Source organism: Legionella clemsonensis (assembly GCF_002240035.1).
Lineage (GTDB): Bacteria > Pseudomonadota > Gammaproteobacteria > Legionellales > Legionellaceae > Tatlockia > Tatlockia clemsonensis.
Genome location: NZ_CP016397.1, coordinates 2,442,236 through 2,462,368 on the forward strand (window position 1 = coordinate 2,442,236; position 20,133 = coordinate 2,462,368).

The following is a 20,133-nucleotide window of genomic DNA, read 5'->3' on the forward strand; positions in this document are numbered from 1 at the left end:
CTCGTATGAAAAAAACGCTGTTATGCTTGATGTTAACTGTTGGTTTATCTTCCTTGTCCCATGCTACGGATTTAATGGATATTTATCAACAGGCATTGGAAAATGATCCTACATTTAAGCAAGCCTACAGCACCTACATGTCCAATACAGAAGCTATTCCACAAGCTCGTGCAGCATTATATCCGCAGTTAACAGTCAATACTCAAGCGGCTCGAAATGTTGAAAATGTCAGCGCGGGCGGGGGAAGTGTTGAAGCAACTTATAACAGCAACCAATGGCAAGTTACCACCTCTCAGGCTATTTTCAATTATCAAGCCTGGGCACAGGTTCAACAAGCCAAAGCATCGGTTAAAGCGGCACAAGCTACGTTTAATGATGCGGCTCAGGATTTAATCTTACGTACAGCTAAAGCTTATTTTGATGTGCTTTTGGCTAGAGATACGCTTAATTTCGCAGAAGCAAAATTACGCGCTAACAGACGCCAGTTTGAACAAGCAGAACAGCGCTTTAAAGTCGGTTTGGATGCGATTACTTCCGTTTATGAAGCAAAAGCAGCTTATGATCAATCCGTTGCTGAGGTTATTTCAGCGAGAAATAATCAAATTAATCGTAATGAAGATCTACGCAAATTAACCAATCATATTTATGAAAACCTAGCGCCCCTTCGCAACAGTACTATTCCGTTAATTAAACCTGAACCTGATAATGTGGATGAGTGGGTAAATACTGGATTATTGCAAAACTATAGACTTTTTGCCTCCAAATATAGTCTGGAAGCTGCACGGGAAAAAATCAAAGTTCAGGCAGCAGGTGGTTGGCCAACTCTGGCTATTCAAGGAAATGCAGCTCAGACGCACAATCATTCGTCGAGCACATCCTTTTTCATTCCCTCAAAACAGGGTTCAGCGAGTGTTGCTATTGCACTAAATTTCCCCGTTTTCCAAGGTGGATTAGTTCAATCCCAAACCAGGCAAGCTCAATTTGATTTTCAAACGTCCAGTCAACAATTGGAGCAAACCTACCGTGATGTCGTCGTGAATAGCCGTATTGCTTTCAACACTATTATTGATGGGATTAGTAAGGTCAAAGCCGATAGACAAACTATTGTTTCTCAACAAAATTCTTTAGAGAGTACCGAGGCTCAATTTCAAGTGGGTACCCGTACCATGGTTGATGTTGTCAATGCACAACGACGTCTGTTTGAAGCCCAGGAACAATTAGCTCGTGATCAATATAATTTGATTAACGCCCTATTAAATTTAAAATACCTTGCGGGTACTTTAAACGTCAATGATCTAGAAGAAGTAAATGCTTGGTTGGAAACAACGCGAATCAATGCCTTTCCATGCCCAGTACCACGTAAAATCAACGTTAAAAAAGTTAAAGTAACCGTTGCCAAACCAGCAACCACAGGACCCTTTAAAAAATCTGCGGTTAAAGCTGCTGTCGTCTCAAACCCAGCAGATACTCGTAATGACAAGAATTAAAATTGCTATGTCTTATTTTGGAATTTTTGGATTTAAAAACAAGTCTAGAAACAGATTTTATAGTCAATTCGCTGCATTTTGCGATAAACTTACACTTTTACACTTTTAGTTCCAGGTTGTTCTTTTATGTCCGCTACTCCTTCATTTGTTGAAAAAAAGCTCTTACATTACACAGGTAAAGCCATTGCCGATTTTAATATGATTCAACGAGGCGATCGGGTTATGGTTTGTTTGTCTGGGGGAAAGGATTCATTTACCTTACTTACACTTTTACACACGTTACGGCGTCGCTCAAATAACAAGTTTGACATTTTTGCTTTTACTTTGGATCAAGCACAGCCCGGTTGGGATGATAGTAAGCTGCGTCAATGGCTAAGTGAACGAAACATTCCTCATGAGATTCTGACACGCGATACCTACAGTATTGTTAAAGAGAAAATTCCTGAAGGCAAAACCTATTGCTCATTATGTTCAAGACTGCGCAGAGGGATAATCTATCGTTACGCTGAAGAACATGGATTTACCAAAATTGCTCTAGGTCATCACCGTGATGATTTAATTCGCACTTTAATGATGTCTATACTTTATAACGGCGATATACGTTCTATGCCGCCTAAGTTACTGAGTGATAACAAAAAACATATTGTCATCCGCCCTCTTTGCTATGTTCAGGAAAAGGATATTATCAATTTTGCCCAAGAACAAGCCTATCCTATTATACCTTGCAACTTATGTGGCTCTCAGGAAAATTTAATGCGCAAAAGGGTTGCCAAATTGATAGATCAATTAGCTGAAGAAAATCCCAAAATTCCCAGTAATATCCTTCATGCCCTGCAAAGCATTAAGCCAAGCCAACTCATGGACCAGGATCTTTGGCAATTTAAAAACCTGGAAGAACAATTAATAAGCCCTTTGTTAGCTCCTAGAGAAACTATTCTTTCTAATGATGAATTACAGCCTTTGGAAGAAGAACAATAAAGAACCACTAACTGACTAATCTTACAAAACCATCATTCAGGTTTCAGTTTCTTTGGGACACGCAGTATTTGAGCGGATCATTTAAATTTGAATAATGACAAATTAATTTTTACCTATTAAAATGATACTTTTTTAACTATGTTAAGAAGTTTTTCTTTTTTGTAAAGAAAAAGGTTCACAAAATAAACAAACTGCGTTAGTATTATGTTGGTCAAATCAGGATATAAGAATCATGAGTGCAGCATTAAATACAAATTTGCGTAAGTTTCGTATCTATAAGCAACGTGCTTTTAAATTTGACTTCGTTGCAGCTATTGTAGTTTTTCTAGTAGCGATTCCCTTATGTTTAGGGATTGCTCTAGCTTCCGGAGCCCCCTTATTTTCGGGTATTTTAAGTGGGATTATAGGCGGCATTGTTGTTGGAGCAATCAGCGGATCCCAGGTCAGCGTCAGTGGTCCTGCTGCAGGTATGGCAGCCGTAGTACTCGCAGCAATTGCTCAGTTAGGGAGCTTCGAAACTTTTCTACTGGCTCTGGTTTTAGCCGGTATTTTACAAATTATAGTGGGCAGTCTACGTGCAGGTTTTGTAGCTGATTACGTCCCTTCCAATGTTGTACAAGGCTTGCTATGTGCTATTGGCGTCTTACTCATCATTAAACAATTACCCTTGGCGTTTACCTTTTCATCTGATTTGAAAGAATTAAAAGCCCACCTTCTAGAAACAACAGAAGGTCTAAATTTTAATCCACTGTACGACTTGACCTATCATATCAATGAAGGGGCAGCAATTATATCACTGATTTCTTTTGCCATTCTGATCTATGGGGACAAAGTAAAAAACAAATGGACCCAAAATATTCCTGCTCCTATTGTCGTGGTAATAGCAGGAATACTAATCAACGAAGTGTTCACCTTTTTTAATTCCCCCTTCGCCCAAAATAATCCCCAATTGGTAAATATTCCAGACCATAATGGTTTTAGCGGTTTTTTAAACCAATTCATTCTTCCTAATTGGCAAGCGTGGACTAATCCAAAAGTATATTTATACGGATTTATAATGGCGACGGTAGCTTCTTTGGAAAGTTTGCTTAATGTTAAAGCAAGTGAAAAACTAGATAAGAAACGTCGCCATTGTTCAAAGGACAGAGAACTAATTGCTCAGGGTTGTGGTAATCTAGCCGCGGGACTTATAGGTGGAATTCCTGTTACTTCTGTTATTGTTCGCACCTCGGTGAACATTCAATCGGGCAACAAAACCAAAGTATCTGCGATATTGCATGGAATCTTTATCCTCTTTGCTGTTTTGCTGATTTCAAATTGGCTTAATAAAATACCCTTGTCTTCTCTGGCAGTTATTCTAATCTTTACAGGTTATAAGTTAACGAAACCATCAATTTATAAAAGTATTTATAACCAAGGAATGGATCGATTTATTCCTTTTGTTGCGACTGTGATAAGCATTGTGATTTTTAACTTATTAGCCGGTATTCTCATAGGCTTAGCCATTAGTCTCTTTTACATCTTAAAATCCAACAGCAAGGCTCGTCTGGATATTGTGAAAGAAATTTATCCTAATGGCATCACTAATCGTCTGATTCTTCCTCAACAGATAACTTTTTTAAATAAAGCCTCATTAGTCGCTGAACTTGATTCTATTCCGAAAAACTCTCAATTAATTATTGATGCCCGCTATTCAGATTATATTGATAAGGAAATTATTGAACTGCTTAAAGAATTTAAAGAAGAGCAGGCACCCTTAAAGCAAATTGCTCTTAATCTAATAGGATTTCAAGAGCAATATAATATTCACAACTACATCGATTTCATCAATGTCACCACCTACGATGTATTAGCTACCTTAAAACCGCATCAGGTATTAAGTTTACTACGTGAAGGAAATCAACGCTTCTTACACGATCAGAGAATTCATAGAAGCTCTAAAATAGACATTCAACATACCGCTGAGACTCAACATCCCATGGCTGTAGTTTTGGGTTGTATTGATTCGCGCGTTCCTGTCGAAACCATTTTTGATATGAGCTTTGGTGATCTATTCTGTGTTCGAGTAGCAGGCAATGTAGTGAATAATGATGTACTTGCAAGTATTGAGTATGCTTGTAATGTGGTAGGCGCAAAGTTAATTGTTGTCTTGGGTCATACTCGTTGTGGCGCCATTCAGGCTGCTTGTGATGGTGTACAAAAAGGACATATCACCCAATTATTGGAAAAAATTCAGCCAGCTGTTCACGCGGAGACTGAGACCAGGACAGACCGTACCAGCAAAAATACTCAATTCGTGAAACACGTTACTGAATTGAACGTAACCAATACCTTGCGCCAAATTTACGAAGAGAGTGAAATAATCAGACAAATGATTAATCAGGAGAAAATTGGTATCATTGGTGCAATTTATGATGTCTCAACTGGAAAAGTAAACTTTGATGACTTTTCTCTTACTCCCGAAGGAAAAAATAAGGTTACTAACTTCTTACGAGAAAAAACTAAGAAAGTTCTGGAAGAAGCTGAAAAAATCCCATTACCCATATAGCTAACAATAAAGATAATTAAGTCACTCCAGTGACTTAATTATCTCACATAAAAGCTGGCAACTCCCTAGTCATCGCCTCTATTCAAATATGAATCTTAGGTTGCAAAAATCGCGCGGGATGATAAAAAAGAAAAACAGGGATAACAGGCATTTTATCAGCAAATAGTTCTATTAACTCTCCGCGCTCTAAATGATCTGCTACTTGATAATGATGTAAAGCAACTATACCTAATCCACGTTTCGCACAATTAGCTAGAGCAGCTGCATCATTCAAGTACATGGAAGGATGTAACTGAATTGTCTCGCCTGATGGAAAAACCCAACGATCATTCGGCAAGCGCATACTATGAGTGAGATAGGCATGGTGCTCTAAATCAGCAAATGTTCGTGGATACTTGTGCTGCTCGAGGTACTGCGGCGAAGCACAGAATACGTAACGGGTTGTCGTGATTTTTTTCTGGACAGAGTTGGAAGCTACTTGCATGGACATGCCGAAAACAATATCGAGATCTTCTTCCAGTAAGTGAGGAACTTCCTCAGCAATTTGCAAATCTAAAATAAGTTGAGGGTACTGAGCAGTTAAAGCAGGCATTCGCGGCAAAATGACTGCTTCAGCAAAAAAGCGTGAACTTTTCACGCGTAAAATTCCTTTTGGCTCCGCCTGTGAAGCAATAACTACTGTTTTTGCTTGCTCTAAGGCTTGTAAAACAGCTTGCACCTCTTGGTAATAAGCCTCACCCACCGAAGTCAATGAAACTTTACGAGTTGTACGTTCAAGTAACATAGCACCCAGCTCTGATTCTAATAAATTAATTTGTTTGCTGACTGCTGCCGGAGAAACATTTAATTGTTTCGCAGCGGCGGTGAAACTGCGACATTGCACCACTTTACAAAATGTTTGGATAAGGGAAAGGGTATTCATTCTATATCCAAATCCTGCGTATGAAAAACTTGAGTGAGATCATAAATTCAATTTTAATTGTCATGCTGGGATTCCAGTATATAATATTTGCTTTTGTATTAGCAGGAGCAAGCATGCGCACATCGCAATGGTTATTAGCTACTCTCAAAGAAACCCCCAATGATGCAGAAATTGTTTCTCATCAATTGATGCTGAGAGCCGGGATGATTCGCAAACTCGGCTCAGGTCTTTACACGTGGTTACCACTTGGACTTAAAGTATTACGAAAGGTTGAGCAAATTGTCCGCGAAGAAATGAATCGTACTTACGCGATGGAAGTGCTTATGCCTGCAGTACAACCTGCTGAATTATGGCAAGAAACAGGTCGCTGGGACACGTTTGGTGGCCAGTTGTTAACAATGCAAGACAGTAATGGTCGTGATTACTGTTTTGGGCCTACACATGAAGAGGTTATTACTGATCTCATGCGTAATGAATTGCAATCTTATAAGCAACTGCCTGCTAATTTTTATCAAATTCAAACCAAATTTCGTGATGAAATTCGTCCCCGCTTTGGTGTCATGCGCGCACGTGAATTTATCATGAAAGATGCTTACTCTTTTCACCTAAGCCAGGAATCACTTCAAGAAACATACGATGCAATGTATCAGGCCTACTGTCGTATTTTTGACCGCTTAGGATTGCGCTATCGTGCTGTAGAGGCAGATACGGGAGCCATCGGTGGTTCAGCTTCGCATGAATTTCAAGTTTTGGCAGATTCAGGAGAAGATATAATTTTCTATAGCGATGAAAGTAATTATGCAGCTAACGTTGAGCAGGCCACCTCTCTACTTCCAGAAAAAGCAAATTCACTTCCTGCAGAAACTCTGACTCTCGTCAATACACCTGGGCAGAAAACCATTATTGAAGTGGCCAACTTTTTAAAAGTTAATCCTGCAGACACCATTAAAACATTAATTGTAGCTGGTGAAGAACATCCTCTTGTTGCATTAGTTTTACGTGGTAATGATGAGTTAAATGAAGTTAAAGCAGCGAAACATCCTCTGGTAAAAAGCCCTCTCCAATTTGTTGACGATCAAATTATTGTTCAAAAACTAAAAGCACCTGTGGGGTCTCTTGGTCCTATAGGTTTAGATATTCCTGTTATTGTGGATCATCATGCTCTGGCTATGATTTCTTTTGTTTGTGGAGCAAATGAAGCTGATAAACATTATCTTCATGCAGCCTGGGGACGAGATGCCACTTATCAGGATGCTTATGATCTAAGGAATGTAAAAGAAGGTGATCCAAGTCCTGATGGAAAAGGTAAATTACATGCTTGTCGAGGGATTGAAGTGGGCCATGTTTTCCAGCTGGGTAACAAATATGCCAAAGCCATGAATGCTGCTGTGATTAATGAACAAGGTCAATTACAAACTATGATTATGGGTTGTTATGGTTTGGGAATAACTCGTGTAGTGGCTGCTGCCATTGAACAACATCATGATGAAAAGGGAATCATATGGCCACAACGTATTGCTCCCTTCGAATTGGTAATTATTCCTATTAATGGGCATCGTTCTGCCCTCGTTAAAGAAACAGCCGAATCTTTATATCAGCAATTTAGCAAGCAAGGCATCGATGTGCTTCTGGATGATCGTAATGAACGACCAGGAGTATTATTTGCAGATAGTGATCTCATTGGCATACCGCATCGTTTGGTAATCAGTGAGCGAAATTTAGAACAAAATGTAGTCGAATATAAAGCACGACAAAGTGATGAGGCTGAACTGGTTTTATTAGCAGAGTTAAATAAATTTATTACTAGACGACTTCAATAATTGCTTCAAGCATTTAATAAATAATTAAGGCTGGAATGTCGACTAGAAGAAAAAACTTCTAGTCGACAGTTCTTATTTTGTGTCTGGCACGATGGATTGCTTAAAATTAAACAAGCGATAGACTACTCCGGCAAGAATGCCTCCTGCTAGAGGAGCGAGCCAAAACATCCATAGTTGCGCTATAGCCCAATCCCCAACAATAAGCGCGGGACCTGTACTTCGGGCAGGATTTACCGAGGTATTGGTAACCGGAATGCTAATTAAATGAATGAGGGTTAAAGCCAAGCCGATAGTTAGAGGAGCAAATCCAAGAGGAGCACCTATGTCAGTTACACCGAGAATAATTATTAAAAACATAAATGTCATTAATAATTCCATGATGAAACAGGCAAGCATGGAATAGCCTCCCGGAGAATGCTCACCATAACCATTACTGGCAAAATTTCCTAAATCAAAACCCCCTTTACCACTTGCAATAAAATAAAGGATTACAGCAGCAACAATACCGCCTAAGACTTGAACAATGATATAAGAGATGGTATCCGCAAAACTAAAACGACCACTAGCCCATAGCCCCGCAGAAACAGCAGGATTCAAATGTCCGCCAGAAATATGCCCAAAAGCGTACACCATAGTCAGTACAGTAAGACCGAAAGCGAAGGCTACGCCCAAAAATCCCACGCCTACCTCAGGAAATGTTGCTGCTAATACCGCACAACCACAACCACCAAAAACCAACCAAAATGTACCTAAAAACTCTGCACTTAATCTTTTAAATAGTGACATTCGATTATCCTTAATCAAAAGGTTTATTCCACAATTCTGCAACATCAGATGGATATACAGATGAAGATGAGATAAACAGAATCTGTTATCCATTGGTAGTATTTATTCTTTTTAATCTATTGTAAAGGCCTACAACTATTCCAAGAAAGAGCCTCTTATATTGCCTTTTAATCAATCATCTCCTGCTTTTTCACAGAGATGCATTAATCAGTAAAATTTTTAAGCTTCTTTGGCTATAATTGAATTTAAATTGAGCAATTAACATCACTATGAAATTACCCAAAGCTATTGTCCCTTACTCCAATAAGGAGGCCGCTCACCTCGCAAATAAATATGCAAGAGAATTTATAATAGAAGGTGCGACTCAACTTGTTAATAATTTTTACCCTATCGAAAAGAAAGAAAGTCTGAGTCACGCAGCAAAAGCCATAAGGGAAAAATCCCAGGAAATTGTCAGCTCACGGCTGGAATTTGATTACTATATTTATGAATTCTATCAATCCATTGAATGCAGTAAAAAATACTCCATTGGGAATTGTAATGAGCTGGCTGAGTTGGCTTTAGATTACATTGCTCATTATGCTCCTCATGTAGATGCAGAAGTCTTTCAACTATTAGGCGGAAATCATGTGTTACTTGTGGTCGGAAGACTAAAGGGCAGCGATCCGGAAAAACCAGAGACCTGGGGTCAGAATGCTTATATTTGTGATCCTTGGTCTAATGAAGTATATCCTGCTTCAGAGTACCTTTCTCGAACAAAAAATTACTATCAGAAATATGACAAGGATCTGGACGATAATATTAATTGTATAGAAGATTTTAATCCCTCTAAACATACTTTTAAGCCCATCAGAAATTACAATACTGACTATATTAGAAAATTTAATAGTAATGAACATATTGCCGGGGTCTATGAGCTTTTTCAAAAAAAACAACAAATGATCATCGCAGCAGCAGTAAATCTAGAGAGAGCTTTTATTAACACAAGCAATAAATTAGAAAAAAAATATGGCTTAAGTCATGAAAAATGTCAGATTGTGCAAAATAAAATACATCAGTTGCGCACCGTTACCGAACAACTCACCAGCGACTTCGCCAAACCCATTGACGAATCAACTAATTATTATGAAATCATATCCGCATTAGATAGAACTTTGCGCCACTCCATTAAAACCTATTTAAAAGCAGCAGAAATAACCAATGAAGAAGCAATGACACTCGCCAAACCTGTTAAACCCAAAGGGCATTCCAGCCGATTTTTTCGTACAAATTATGAGGTAATTTCCAAAGTTAATGAGGCGTTAGAGGAGTCCAATCGGTCTTTAAAAGCTGTTATTGAAAAGAAGTAATCCTTCTAACTCTCTGTCTCTGAATGAAAAGATCCTTCAAGCGACGATGTCGCTTTCAGGATGACGTGGGTCGGAGTCTTTTGTCTATTTACATCTCGTCATCCACAATGCGGCAAAGCCGCATGAAGGATCTTCTGCAAGTAAAACCGCTCCATATTGAGGGATGCTTCCCTTTGCTCAAGATAACGTCTTGTTGTTTATCATTGAGGTAAAGTATGATTTTTCCCTGACAATGCTGGCTTGACTGCGGAGTTCAGTAGCTACTTCGTTAAACTTCTAAAACACTGGATAACAACTGTTGGGTATAAGCATGCTTGGGGGATTTGAAAATTTCCTCACAAGTGCCCTGCTCAACCACTTGCCCATGACGCATCACCAGTACTTCATCAGCTATATAAGCTACAACAGCCATGTTGTGAGTGATAAATAAGTACGTCAGTCCTGTTTCTTGCTGCAACTCTTTTAATAAATTTAAAATTTGTGCTTGTACAGAAATATCCAGAGCACTGGTTGGTTCATCACAAATAAGTAATTCCGGATCAGTTGCCAAAGCTCTGGCAATACAGATTCGTTGTCGTTGTCCTCCTGAAAATTGATGAGGATAACGATACAAACTATTTCGTGGTAAATTAACTTGTTCTAACAGGATTTTCTGTCTTTTCTTAATAAAGTTCGCAGACGCTCCCTGAGCCAGCATTCCTTCCGCTAAAATTTCTGCAACCGTCATCCGCGGATTCATTGATGAGAATGGGTCCTGAAAGATAATTTGTACCTTTTTTCGATAATTGCGCAATCGCTTCCCGCGAAAATCGTTAACATTTTCCCCTCGATAAATAATCTCTCCACCACTAACAGGTTGTAGTTTAAGCAATGCACGACTGGCAGTTGTTTTACCACAACCCGATTCACCAACGAGAGCCAGCGTTTTACCTGGATAGAGTTCTAGCGATAAACCATCCACTGCTTTAATTTCTTCGCTTTGTTTAAATAATCCTTTTTTTATATAAAAATGAACCTCCAAATTTTTTACCCGAAGTATAGGCTCTTTTTCTACACTATCCCTTGCCACCCAATTTTTTTTTTGAAATTCCAACGATGGCGGCTCTGTTAATTCAGGATATAGGTGACAGCGGACAGTACGCTCATCGAAGGCTTGTAATCGTGGCTCAAGCTGAGCACAAGGAGAAAATGCATGCGCGCAGCGAGGATGAAATCGACATCCCTGTGGCAGAGCATCCAATGTGGGCACAGCACCAGGTATTGTTTGCAGGCGCTGGCCTCGTTTATTAAAATCAGGAACAGAGGCCATCAATTGTTGTGAATAAGGGTGCTTAACCTGGGTAAAAAACTCAGCAACCGAGGCTTGCTCAACAACCTGTCCGGCATACATGACACACACTCTATCGGCCGCAGCCTTTACCACGCCCAGGTCATGGGTGATTAGCAGCATGCTCATATTATACTGGCGCTGTAATCTTTTAAGTAAGATTAAAATCTGGGCTTGAATAGTCACATCCAGAGCCGTGGTTGGTTCATCAGCAATTAGAATTTCAGGATTACTGGCCAAAGCCATGGCAATGACAATTCGTTGTTTCTGACCACCAGAAAGTTGATGCGGGTACTGTCTTAAACGTAAATGTGGCTTTGGAATTTCAACCTCATTGAGTAGTGCAACCAAACGCTCTTTTAGTTGCGCACGAGTTACTTTAAGAGGTTTAGGCAGGGCTTCAATTAATTGCTGCCCAATAGTTAACACCGGATTTAACGCAGTCATTGGTTCTTGAAATACCATAGCCAAACGTTTACCTCGCAGACTGCGCATCACGAATTCCGGTAAATCAAGAATATCCTCACCGCCAACAATTACCGCACTTGTTTTACCATAGACCGCATTAGGTGGTAATAGCCGCATGAGGGCAAGTGAGGTTAATGACTTACCACAACCGGATTCACCTAACATAGCCAGTGTCTCTCCGGGTATAAGCGAAAAGCTCACATTATCCACTGCCGTCACTGTTTGCTCTACAGATTGAAATGCCACACTCAGATTTTTTATCTCGGCCAAATTAGCCATATTACTTTTTCACCGAATGAAATTTCTCAATGTAACAAAGAGATAGCCTTAAGAGCAATCCTATTGTTTAATCAGGGCAAAATCCTATCTAAATTATAAGCAATAAGCCGTCATCCCTGAGCAAAGCGAAGAAGATCTTCGTTCAAAGAGCGGGATTTTATCTGCTGGGGATCCTTCGCTTTGCTCAGGATGACGGTAATTTGTGCAAGATAATCGTGTGAAATTAATTCAAAATAGGATGATCTTGCCCTGATTGTTTACTACAAACTTTTCAACCGTGACAGAATTAGAATGACATGTGTATAATCAGTATTCTGATTCAACATAATTTTTAATTTAAAAATAAGAATAATCCCATGCGTAGAATAGTGATATTAGTGGCCATGATTTTATTTTCATGCCTTGCTCAAGGAAAGAAAACATCGCTTTATCAAGTGGATTTAATCGTTTTTACCCATCAAAATGCGTCTTCCCTGCTGGGTGATTTTAATGCGACTACTCCCGGCAGTCTGCATGGAATTCCTTTGCGAACTGAAATTAACTCGGCAACTACACCTTATCATTTATTGCCTCCATCCGCTTCAAAATTACGACAGGAATACTGGGCTTTAAATCGAAAACCACAATTTCATGTCCTCATGCACTACAGTTGGCTTCAACCTTTTAACAGTCAACAGGCCATAATATTACCCAAGCTCAGCAGAGATGGATGGAATGTGGAAGGCACGATAAGAGTTCGCCGCTCAAATTATTATTTACTGGATACGCATTTATTATTTTCTACAGCCAATAATGCTGCCTTTGTTTTTTCTCAGAAACAGCGACTTAAAGGGGGCGACATTTATTATCTGGACCATCCGCAAGCAGGCATATTAATTAAGGTACATCAGTTAGGATAGACCTTTCAATAATTCATTGGCCTTGCTGCTTATTATTTCCCCAATTGCTTTTAAACAACGTATTTTTGCTGTACCAGGTCGCCAATACAAGGCAATCGTACGCGATGGAGCAGGCCTGGCAAAAGGGGTTAACTGCAAACCTCGTTTATTATCATAAACCGCTAACGCAGGTAATAGAGTCACTCCAAGCCCCGCTTCAACCATAAAACGTAAAGTTTCTAAACTCGTGGCAGTAAAATCCGCTCTTCCTTCTGCCTTGGCAAGTCGACAAACTGCAATTGCCTGCTCACGTAAACAATGTCCCTCTTCCAACAACATCAATTGCTGATTTATTAAATCACCAAGTTGCATTTCATCCTTAGGTCGTTCCTTGACTTTATTTGAGGAGGCAAAATAGAAAGGCTCTTCGAAAAGTATTTGGCTGGAAAACTCTTCAGAGACAGGCATTGCCATGAGAGCTGCACCTAGTTGTCCATTTGCTAACTTATCAACCAGACGATATGTTTTTTCTTCTATCAGCCAGACTCGCAACTTCGGAAAGGCACTTTGGATGGCGGGCATGACATGGGGTAATAAATAAGGTGCCAACGTAGGAATAACCCCTAAATGCAGTTCACCCGCAAAGGGGTCTGACGCCTGGCGTGCTATCTCTTTCATTTCAGAGACTTTAGTCAATATTTGTTGCGCCCACTCCAGAACAGTACGACCACCTTCTGTCAGCATAACTTGTTTGTTATTGCGCTCGAAAAGCAAAATTCCTAATTCATCTTCCAACTTCTTAATTTGCATGCTCAAGGTAGGTTGACTGATATGACAGCGTTTTGCTGCCTCTCCAAAATGCATCACCTCGGCCAGAACCACAAAATATTGCAAATCCCGTAAATTCATTCTCACTCACCTAATTAAGGTACTTCCAGCAGATTATCCAATGTTTCTATCATATACCCAGGACACTTTAAAATACGAGATTTTCGGCTACATGATTTTTTTCCCCCGGTTTAGAAAGACAAGTAATAGCTATCTAGGGTAAGTTTTCTAAAAAACAGCGGACAAAATATCTCCATAAAAGTCGCATGTGAAGTATCCTGGTATATACCCAATCTCATTAAAGTTGTGTATAGTCACCCCTCTTTTTAATTATTGTAATAATTTGATGACTCCAGTTAGTATTCCCTATGCAAAAACGATTGGGCGTTATGGTATTTGGTTAATTGGTGTTTCCTTTGTGCTTTTTCAATTTTTCCTGCAGTTATCCTCCGGTGTAATCATCGGTGCTATTATGCATGAGATGCCTATTTCTGCCTTGATGGCAGGTATTTTGAGCAGTGCCTTTTATTACGTCTATACCAGCTTGCAAATTCCTGTTGGTTTATTATTTGATAGTAAAAATACACGTGTTTTGTTAACTGCAAGCGCCTTCTTGTGTAGCGCCGGCTGCTTTTTCTTTGCTCACAGTTATAACCTTCCTTTTTTAATTATAGGAAGAATGGCTATAGGTACAGGATCTGCCTTTGCTTTTGTTGGTTTATCTCATTTATTGCGGCAGCATTTTCCCTTAAGGCAGTTTGGTTTTATGATTGGATTATCGGAAACACTGGGCTTTCTTGCCACAATGGTGGGCATGATAAGTCTTGGGGCGTTTATTAATCAATGGGGTTGGCGAGGCTTTCTCAATGGTGCTGCTCTTGTGAGTCTTGCTATTGCTTATTTTAGTTGGCAGTATATCCCCGATTGCCCCAAAGAATCTTCTTCTTGCAAATTTAGTAAAAAAGTTCACCAAATATTTGCTAATGGCCGCGCATGGATTAATGGCTGGTTTGTGGGATTAAGCTTTACAGTGATTACTGTTTTTGGTGCAATGTGGGCAGTTCCCTTTATTCAAATTAAACTTTCCTGTACTTTAAAACTGGCCAGTTTAATTGACTCAATGATTTTTCTCGGTGCCGCACTTAGTTGCCCTCTCTTCGGCTATTTAGCGATTAAGTTTAAACGAAAGCCTTTAATGTTAGGCTCTTGTCTTTCAACTGCTGTGTTAATTTTATTAATGCTCTATTTACCCTTGTACAATGCATTCCTTCTCTCTTTTCTAATGTTAATGATTGGTCTTTGTTGTGGAGCCTATATGCTTGCCTTTTCCATAGCTAACGAACTGGCTTCCAATGAATCTTTATCCACCTGTACAGGTTTTACTAACACCCTGGCAATGATCACAGCACCCTTATTGCAGCCTTTGATCGGCTTTCTTCTGGATAACTTTAGCACAAGACCACCTTTGGAAGCCTACCAGACAGCATTGCTGGTAATTCCTTTCAGTTTAATGATTGCTGCTAGTCTAGTTCTGTTCTTACCTGAAAAAAAGACCTATCTTTAGCTGTTCTACCCTAATTTTAAGGTTTCAGGCACTATTTTTGAGCCAACTTCATCTTTGCTAATCGCACAAAAACCTGGTATTAAATCATTGGTAAGCCCGGCAATCAAATGATGTTGCTCATCTTCTCTGGCAAGAATATCCTGTAAAGTCAGGTTGATTTTTGGAGAAGCAACCTGAATATTCCACAGACCTTCTTCTGCTTCCTGGATAGTCACAAATTGTGACATCGATACGGGAATACCCTGAGCATCTCGCCATCCAGCAAGAGCACCTCGCAATGCATCCGTTTCCTGTAAATTAACAGCATAGAAACCACTTCCATCATTAAATTGACATAAAATGCCAGTAAAAGGATGCGAGGATTCTTGAGTTTTACTAACCCAGATTTGTCTAAACCAGGCTTTAGGTGCAGTGACAAAGTGTTCTGAACCCTCTAAACCTGTTTGTAAATGACCATTTAAACGACCCGTTTGATTAATTAATAAATCAACACCAGAACGAAGGTGCTGTATGCCGGGAGAGCTTTGGTCGGTTTTCAACATATCTGCTTTAAAATTAAAACCTTTTTTTTGTTTTGTCTTTATACCAAAAATCCAACTGTTAGTAATTGGATTAAATTGTAAAAATGCATCACCTACCCGCCAGTTACTAATCTCAGGCTTTTCAATAACTGCACTGTTTTCTTCAAACAATAAAAGATTTTTGGTTTGACTATCTATGAGAGCCGCAACCGCATGAAATTGCGTGTCTCTACGATGCATGTGAAAATAATAACTGTAGCGTTCACCACTTTCATTCATCACTGTACCTGAAAATACCCAATCTGCCTGTGATGCATTTAATGAATTAATTTTAGTTTCCACTGGATTATTTTCAGGCTCTGCTGTTTCTGCAATCGTGTTAATGCTTCCTGCCAATAATATAACGAATAGAAACCACTGCTGCCATCGTACTTTCATCTTAAACATAGCCTTGTAGTTGTTGATGTGACCATAATGCCTGCCAAAATGAGTCACTTAGCTTCGCCTCGACGGGTAGAAAATACCAGGAATCCAAGGCAAAAGTTTGACATTTGACTGCATCCTTTTCTGTCATCACTACTATCTTTTCCTTAAATTGCAGTTCATGCGGCTGAAAACGGTGATGATCTGGAAAAACATATTTTTTAAATGATATTCCAAGATTATGCAAGGTCGTAAAAAAACGTTGAGGGTGACCAATAGCCGCTACAGCAGCAACTGGTGCAGTAATCGCTTCCTTTTCAATTTCTTGCCCTGTTAAAATGTTTGTCAAATAACCAGCATCCAAATGCATGGAATAATTTTGGTTATCCTCTCCTCCATTGATAATGATAAAATCCGCTTTTTTCAGACGTTTGGCGGGTTCACGTAAAGGGCCTGCTGGCAAGCACAGCTTATTCCCCAATCCTCGAACGCCATCAATGACTACAATCTCAATGGCGCGCCCCATTGCATAATGTTGCAATCCATCATCGCTGATAATAATTTCGCTTTGATGCCTGGCCAGCAGATAATGCACTGCCTGCGTCCGTTGTGGAGAGATAACTACAGGACAATGGGTCTTTTGTGCAATGAGTAGCGGCTCGTCACCCACTAACAAGGCATTATCATGAGGGGTAACTTCATAAGGAAATTTTCTAATCGAAGCACCATAACCTCGACTCACAATACCCACGCGCAATCCTCTAGCCTGCATTTTTTTTGCCAGAGCAATCACTAAAGGAGTTTTACCAACACCCCCAACAGTTAAATTGCCCACCACAATAATGGGTACAGGAAATTGCTGTTGACGAAAGCGAAGCAAATAAACGCGACGTAAACTGATTATTAGTTTATAAAGCTGAGCTACAGGCCATAATAGCCAGCGTAATGGATGTCTTCTATACCAAAATCTATCAACTGCCAGTGAAAGATAATGAGTTTTCATAGTGGTAGGAACAGCTAATCGTTATCAAGCAAAGACTTCATGTTCAATACTCCGTTTCTGTGCGCCATATAATTGGGCATAATAGCCTTGCAGATCAAGCAATTGTTGATGATTACCCTGCTCAACAATTTTTCCCTGGTTCATTACAATAATTTTATTAGCACGCTTAATGGTTGAAAGCCTGTGGGCAATAACCAGGGTAGTCCGATGGTGCATTATTTGCTCTAATGCAGCCTGAATATAGCGCTCGGATTCACTGTCTAAAGCGGAGGTTGCCTCATCGAGAATTAAAATAGGCGCGTCTTTTAAGATAGCTCTTGCAATAGCCAGACGTTGACGCTGCCCACCTGATAGTAGCACCCCATTTTCACCAATTTTAGTCTCATAACCCAAAGGCAGACGTTGAATAAACTCATCCGCAAAAGCTAATTTGGCTGCATGAATAATTTGCTCGGGAGTGGCATTGAAACAACCATAGGCAATGTTATTAGCCAGAGTATCATTAAATAAAGTCACATGCTGGCTTACTAAAGCAATTTGGGCGCGCAAACTGGCAAGAGACAAATTGGCAATGGATTCACCATCCAATCTAATACAGCCTTTATTAAGTTCATAAAAGCGCGGTAACAAACTTGCAATCGTAGTTTTCCCACTGCCAGAATGCCCTACCAAAGCAACCGTTTCTCCCGCAGCAACTGTAAAACTTACCTCATGTAAAACTGTTTGGCCTTTGCGATAAGCATAACTGACTCTATCAAACTCGATCGCACCCACTGCCTTATGCGTCAAAATTTTACCTTGTTCATTTTCAACCGGTTTATCCAATAACTCAAAGACGCTTTCTGCCCCCGCTAATCCACGTTGGATAGTGGCATTTAACGTGGTTAATGTTTTCATAGGCTTAATGAGTTGCAACATTGCTGCAATAATGGCCAAAAATGATCCAGCAGTAATAGTAATCACAGTTGCCAGCTGAATGGCTGCAAAAATAATCGCTGCAATGCCAATTGCTATAACAATTTGCACACCTGAAACATTAATCGCCTTACTCACAGCAACTTTCATGTCATTTTTACGGGAGGTTTCCGTGGCCTTATTAAACTTATCAATTTCGTACTGAGCACCACCAAAAATTCTCACGACCTGATAACCATCAATCACCTCGCCTGCGATTTCAGTGACTTCACCCATTGACTTTTGTACTTTATGGCTGCTGCGACGAACGCGTTTGTTGGTATAGCTAACGATAATACCCACAAAAGGTATTGTTAATAAAAACATCAGTGATAATTGCCAGTTAATGACTAACATCACAATCAGTAAGCCAATGACCAGACAGGTATTTTGCACAAAATCGGTTAATGCATCTGCACTCACCTGCGCTACCTGCTCTACGTCATAAAGAATCTTTGATAATAATTGTCCAGAGGTCGCCTCATCATAATAATCAGCAGGTAGTCGAATAATATGTGCAAAAACCCGTTGTCGTAGCACCTTGACCACTGATCTGGCTACCCAGGTCATGCAATAACTACCGCTAGAACTTACCAGGCCACGAATGGTAATTCCCACGAGCACAATTAAGGGAATTTGTCGAACAAATGCCATATCGACGTCAATGAATCCTTTATCCAGAAAAGGACGCATCATGTAAGTAAAACCTGCATCAATGGCTGAATACAGTATGTTGGCAAAGATACCTAATAACAAAATAGGCCAAAAAGGTTTTACATAGGCCAATAATCGTCGATAGAGGGGGCCTGTTTTACCATGGAACGTTTTTTTCATTCGTCTGCAAAGGCTGGAATAGGAAAGAGCAAATTGTACTCTTAAATAGTTAATACGCCAACTGGGATTATAAAAGGAAGGCATCTGGTCTGAATATTCTTCAGACCAGATGAAAAATTAAGCACCAGGTGCAAAGGCGGTTTGAATTTCAGTATTCAAATTATTAACTTTATTCTTAGTATCCGTGTTAACTCTGAATAAAAGTAGATCACCTTTAACTGCAGCAGCAATTCCATAGCCGATAAATGCAGTGGATATAGCCGCAAGTAAATTTAAAAGCAGCTCGCCAACTTTTTTCATTTTAAGGCCGCGAAACTCTTCAATTTTGATCATCTTTTCCGGAGATAAGATCTGCTCAGCCTGGGCTTTGTAGTCTTGGTCAGAGAGTGCATTGGTATGAAGATATAGTCTGTTTAGCTTATTAAGTTCAATAATAATGGTCTCTACCTCCCGATAGGCTTCTTCATAATTTCGAAGTTCCTCTGCCTTCTCTCCCAGCACGCTCAACTTCTCGTTGATCTGCTTTAACTTTTTCAAACGAATCGGATCGGCCGCTAGCGTAGGTTTTCCGCCATGTGTAGCAGGATGGGATATAGGATGCTCTACTGAACCAAAAGGCAAGTCTGTAGAAATCTTTTCCTCGTTAACCTCATCCTTAGGCGGAGTAACTTTGAGTGAAGTATCTTCGCCCTCTGAAGAGGATAGCGCTTCATCCTTCGTTACAACGCTAACTTCATTTTGCAAAACATCAACTGCAGGAGCAGGTTTAGCCCTAAATTGATCAAATCTTTCCTTAATTAAATTTCGAATCTTTTCGTCTAAATCCTCCAGCTCCTTTTTATGAGCGTCAGTCAGCGCAATTTCTGGCCTTATTTTAATACTCATTTTAAGTTGCTGATATTTTTGGCTAGCTTCTTGTAGCGCAGCCATTGAATTACAAAATTTGTTATTTTGAAGGTGATTTATAAAAATAACTTTAGGATTTTTCAGCTTATTAAAATATTCTAATTCTTTCTCTTTTGCTGTTTTCTTTCCCATTGATTACTCCCAGTGAATTCGGACAGTGTGTAGTTTACTGCGTCTCAATTGCAGAAAAATACAAAAAGGTGTAAAAATAAATTGCACCATTGTAAATATTTTTAAACCCTTTGTCCATCTAAGGGG

15 protein-coding genes are annotated in these 20,133 nt (G+C 39.7%); 7 read left to right on the forward strand and 8 right to left on the reverse strand.

The genetic code is table 11. The annotated features are described in order from the left end of the window. Positions 1 to 5 precede the first annotated feature (5 nt). The 3 genes from clem_RS10705 to clem_RS10715 all read left to right on the forward strand — a co-directional run bounded on the left by clem_RS10705 (position 6) and on the right by clem_RS10715 (position 5,013). Positions 6 to 1,487 carry a TolC family outer membrane protein gene (locus clem_RS10705; protein ID WP_094091550.1) on the forward strand — a complete coding sequence of 494 codons (1,482 nt, stop codon included), beginning with the start codon at positions 6 to 8 and terminating at the stop codon, positions 1,485 to 1,487. Between the two features lie 126 nt (positions 1,488 to 1,613). After that, positions 1,614 to 2,465: a tRNA 2-thiocytidine(32) synthetase TtcA gene (gene ttcA / locus clem_RS10710; protein ID WP_094091551.1), complete on the forward strand. Its 852-nt coding sequence runs from the start codon at positions 1,614 to 1,616 to the stop codon at positions 2,463 to 2,465. 232 nt (positions 2,466 to 2,697) lie between these two features. After that, positions 2,698 to 5,013: a bifunctional SulP family inorganic anion transporter/carbonic anhydrase gene (locus clem_RS10715; protein WP_094091552.1), complete on the forward strand. Its 2,316-nt coding sequence runs from the start codon at positions 2,698 to 2,700 to the stop codon at positions 5,011 to 5,013. Between the two features lie 82 nt (positions 5,014 to 5,095). On the opposite strand, the gene clem_RS10720 is transcribed toward clem_RS10715, so the two are convergent. Further along, on the reverse strand, positions 5,096 to 5,935 hold the full coding sequence (locus tag clem_RS10720; protein WP_094091553.1) for a LysR family transcriptional regulator: 840 nt from the start codon (positions 5,933 to 5,935) through the stop codon (positions 5,096 to 5,098). A 113-nt stretch (positions 5,936 to 6,048) separates the two neighbouring features. Here clem_RS10720 and clem_RS10725 point away from each other — a divergent pair, with 113 nt between their 5' ends. Continuing rightward, positions 6,049 to 7,755, forward strand: coding sequence for a proline--tRNA ligase (locus clem_RS10725; protein WP_094091554.1), 1,707 nt, complete (start codon positions 6,049 to 6,051; stop codon positions 7,753 to 7,755). Between the two features lie 72 nt (positions 7,756 to 7,827). Here the strand turns inward: clem_RS10725 and aqpZ are convergent, their stop codons facing one another. Further along, positions 7,828 to 8,541 (reverse strand): aquaporin Z, encoded by a 714-nt coding sequence (aqpZ, locus tag clem_RS10730; RefSeq protein ID WP_094091555.1) that lies wholly within the window; start codon positions 8,539 to 8,541, stop codon positions 7,828 to 7,830. Between the two features lie 269 nt (positions 8,542 to 8,810). Here aqpZ and clem_RS10735 point away from each other — a divergent pair, with 269 nt between their 5' ends. After that, positions 8,811 to 9,890 carry a hypothetical protein gene (locus clem_RS10735; RefSeq protein WP_094091556.1) on the forward strand — a complete coding sequence of 360 codons (1,080 nt, stop codon included), beginning with the start codon at positions 8,811 to 8,813 and terminating at the stop codon, positions 9,888 to 9,890. 268 nt (positions 9,891 to 10,158) lie between these two features. On the opposite strand, the gene clem_RS10740 is transcribed toward clem_RS10735, so the two are convergent. Continuing rightward, positions 10,159 to 11,964, reverse strand: coding sequence for an ABC transporter ATP-binding protein (locus clem_RS10740; RefSeq protein ID WP_094091557.1), 1,806 nt, complete (start codon positions 11,962 to 11,964; stop codon positions 10,159 to 10,161). Positions 11,965 to 12,320: 356 nt separating this feature from the next. Here clem_RS10740 and clem_RS10745 point away from each other — a divergent pair, with 356 nt between their 5' ends. Beyond that, positions 12,321 to 12,863 carry a CsiV family protein gene (locus clem_RS10745; RefSeq protein ID WP_094091558.1) on the forward strand — a complete coding sequence of 181 codons (543 nt, stop codon included), beginning with the start codon at positions 12,321 to 12,323 and terminating at the stop codon, positions 12,861 to 12,863. On the opposite strand, the gene clem_RS10750 is transcribed toward clem_RS10745, so the two are convergent. After that, complete coding sequence (locus tag clem_RS10750) at positions 12,855 to 13,751, reverse strand: LysR substrate-binding domain-containing protein (protein WP_094091559.1); 897 nt, start codon at positions 13,749 to 13,751, stop codon at positions 12,855 to 12,857. The two genes, clem_RS10745 and clem_RS10750, sit on opposite strands and share 9 nt — an antisense overlap. Positions 13,752 to 14,016: 265 nt before the next feature. Between clem_RS10750 and clem_RS10755 the strand changes: the two genes are divergently transcribed. Continuing rightward, on the forward strand, positions 14,017 to 15,234 hold the full coding sequence (locus clem_RS10755; RefSeq protein ID WP_094091560.1) for an MFS transporter: 1,218 nt from the start codon (positions 14,017 to 14,019) through the stop codon (positions 15,232 to 15,234). A gap of 5 nt (positions 15,235 to 15,239) precedes the next feature. On the opposite strand, the gene clem_RS10760 is transcribed toward clem_RS10755, so the two are convergent. The 4 genes from clem_RS10760 to clem_RS10775 all read right to left on the reverse strand — a co-directional run bounded on the left by clem_RS10760 (position 15,240) and on the right by clem_RS10775 (position 20,007). Beyond that, positions 15,240 to 16,193: a hypothetical protein gene (locus clem_RS10760; protein WP_094091561.1), complete on the reverse strand. Its 954-nt coding sequence runs from the start codon at positions 16,191 to 16,193 to the stop codon at positions 15,240 to 15,242. 1 nt (position 16,194) lies between these two features. Beyond that, complete coding sequence (gene lpxK, locus clem_RS10765; RefSeq protein ID WP_094091562.1) at positions 16,195 to 17,181, reverse strand: tetraacyldisaccharide 4'-kinase; 987 nt, start codon at positions 17,179 to 17,181, stop codon at positions 16,195 to 16,197. Between the two features lie 24 nt (positions 17,182 to 17,205). Further along, positions 17,206 to 18,969, reverse strand: coding sequence for a lipid A export permease/ATP-binding protein MsbA (msbA, locus tag clem_RS10770; protein ID WP_094092339.1), 1,764 nt, complete (start codon positions 18,967 to 18,969; stop codon positions 17,206 to 17,208). 117 nt (positions 18,970 to 19,086) lie between these two features. Then, positions 19,087 to 20,007: a hypothetical protein gene (locus tag clem_RS10775; protein ID WP_094091563.1), complete on the reverse strand. Its 921-nt coding sequence runs from the start codon at positions 20,005 to 20,007 to the stop codon at positions 19,087 to 19,089. Positions 20,008 to 20,133: the final 126 nt, after the last annotated feature.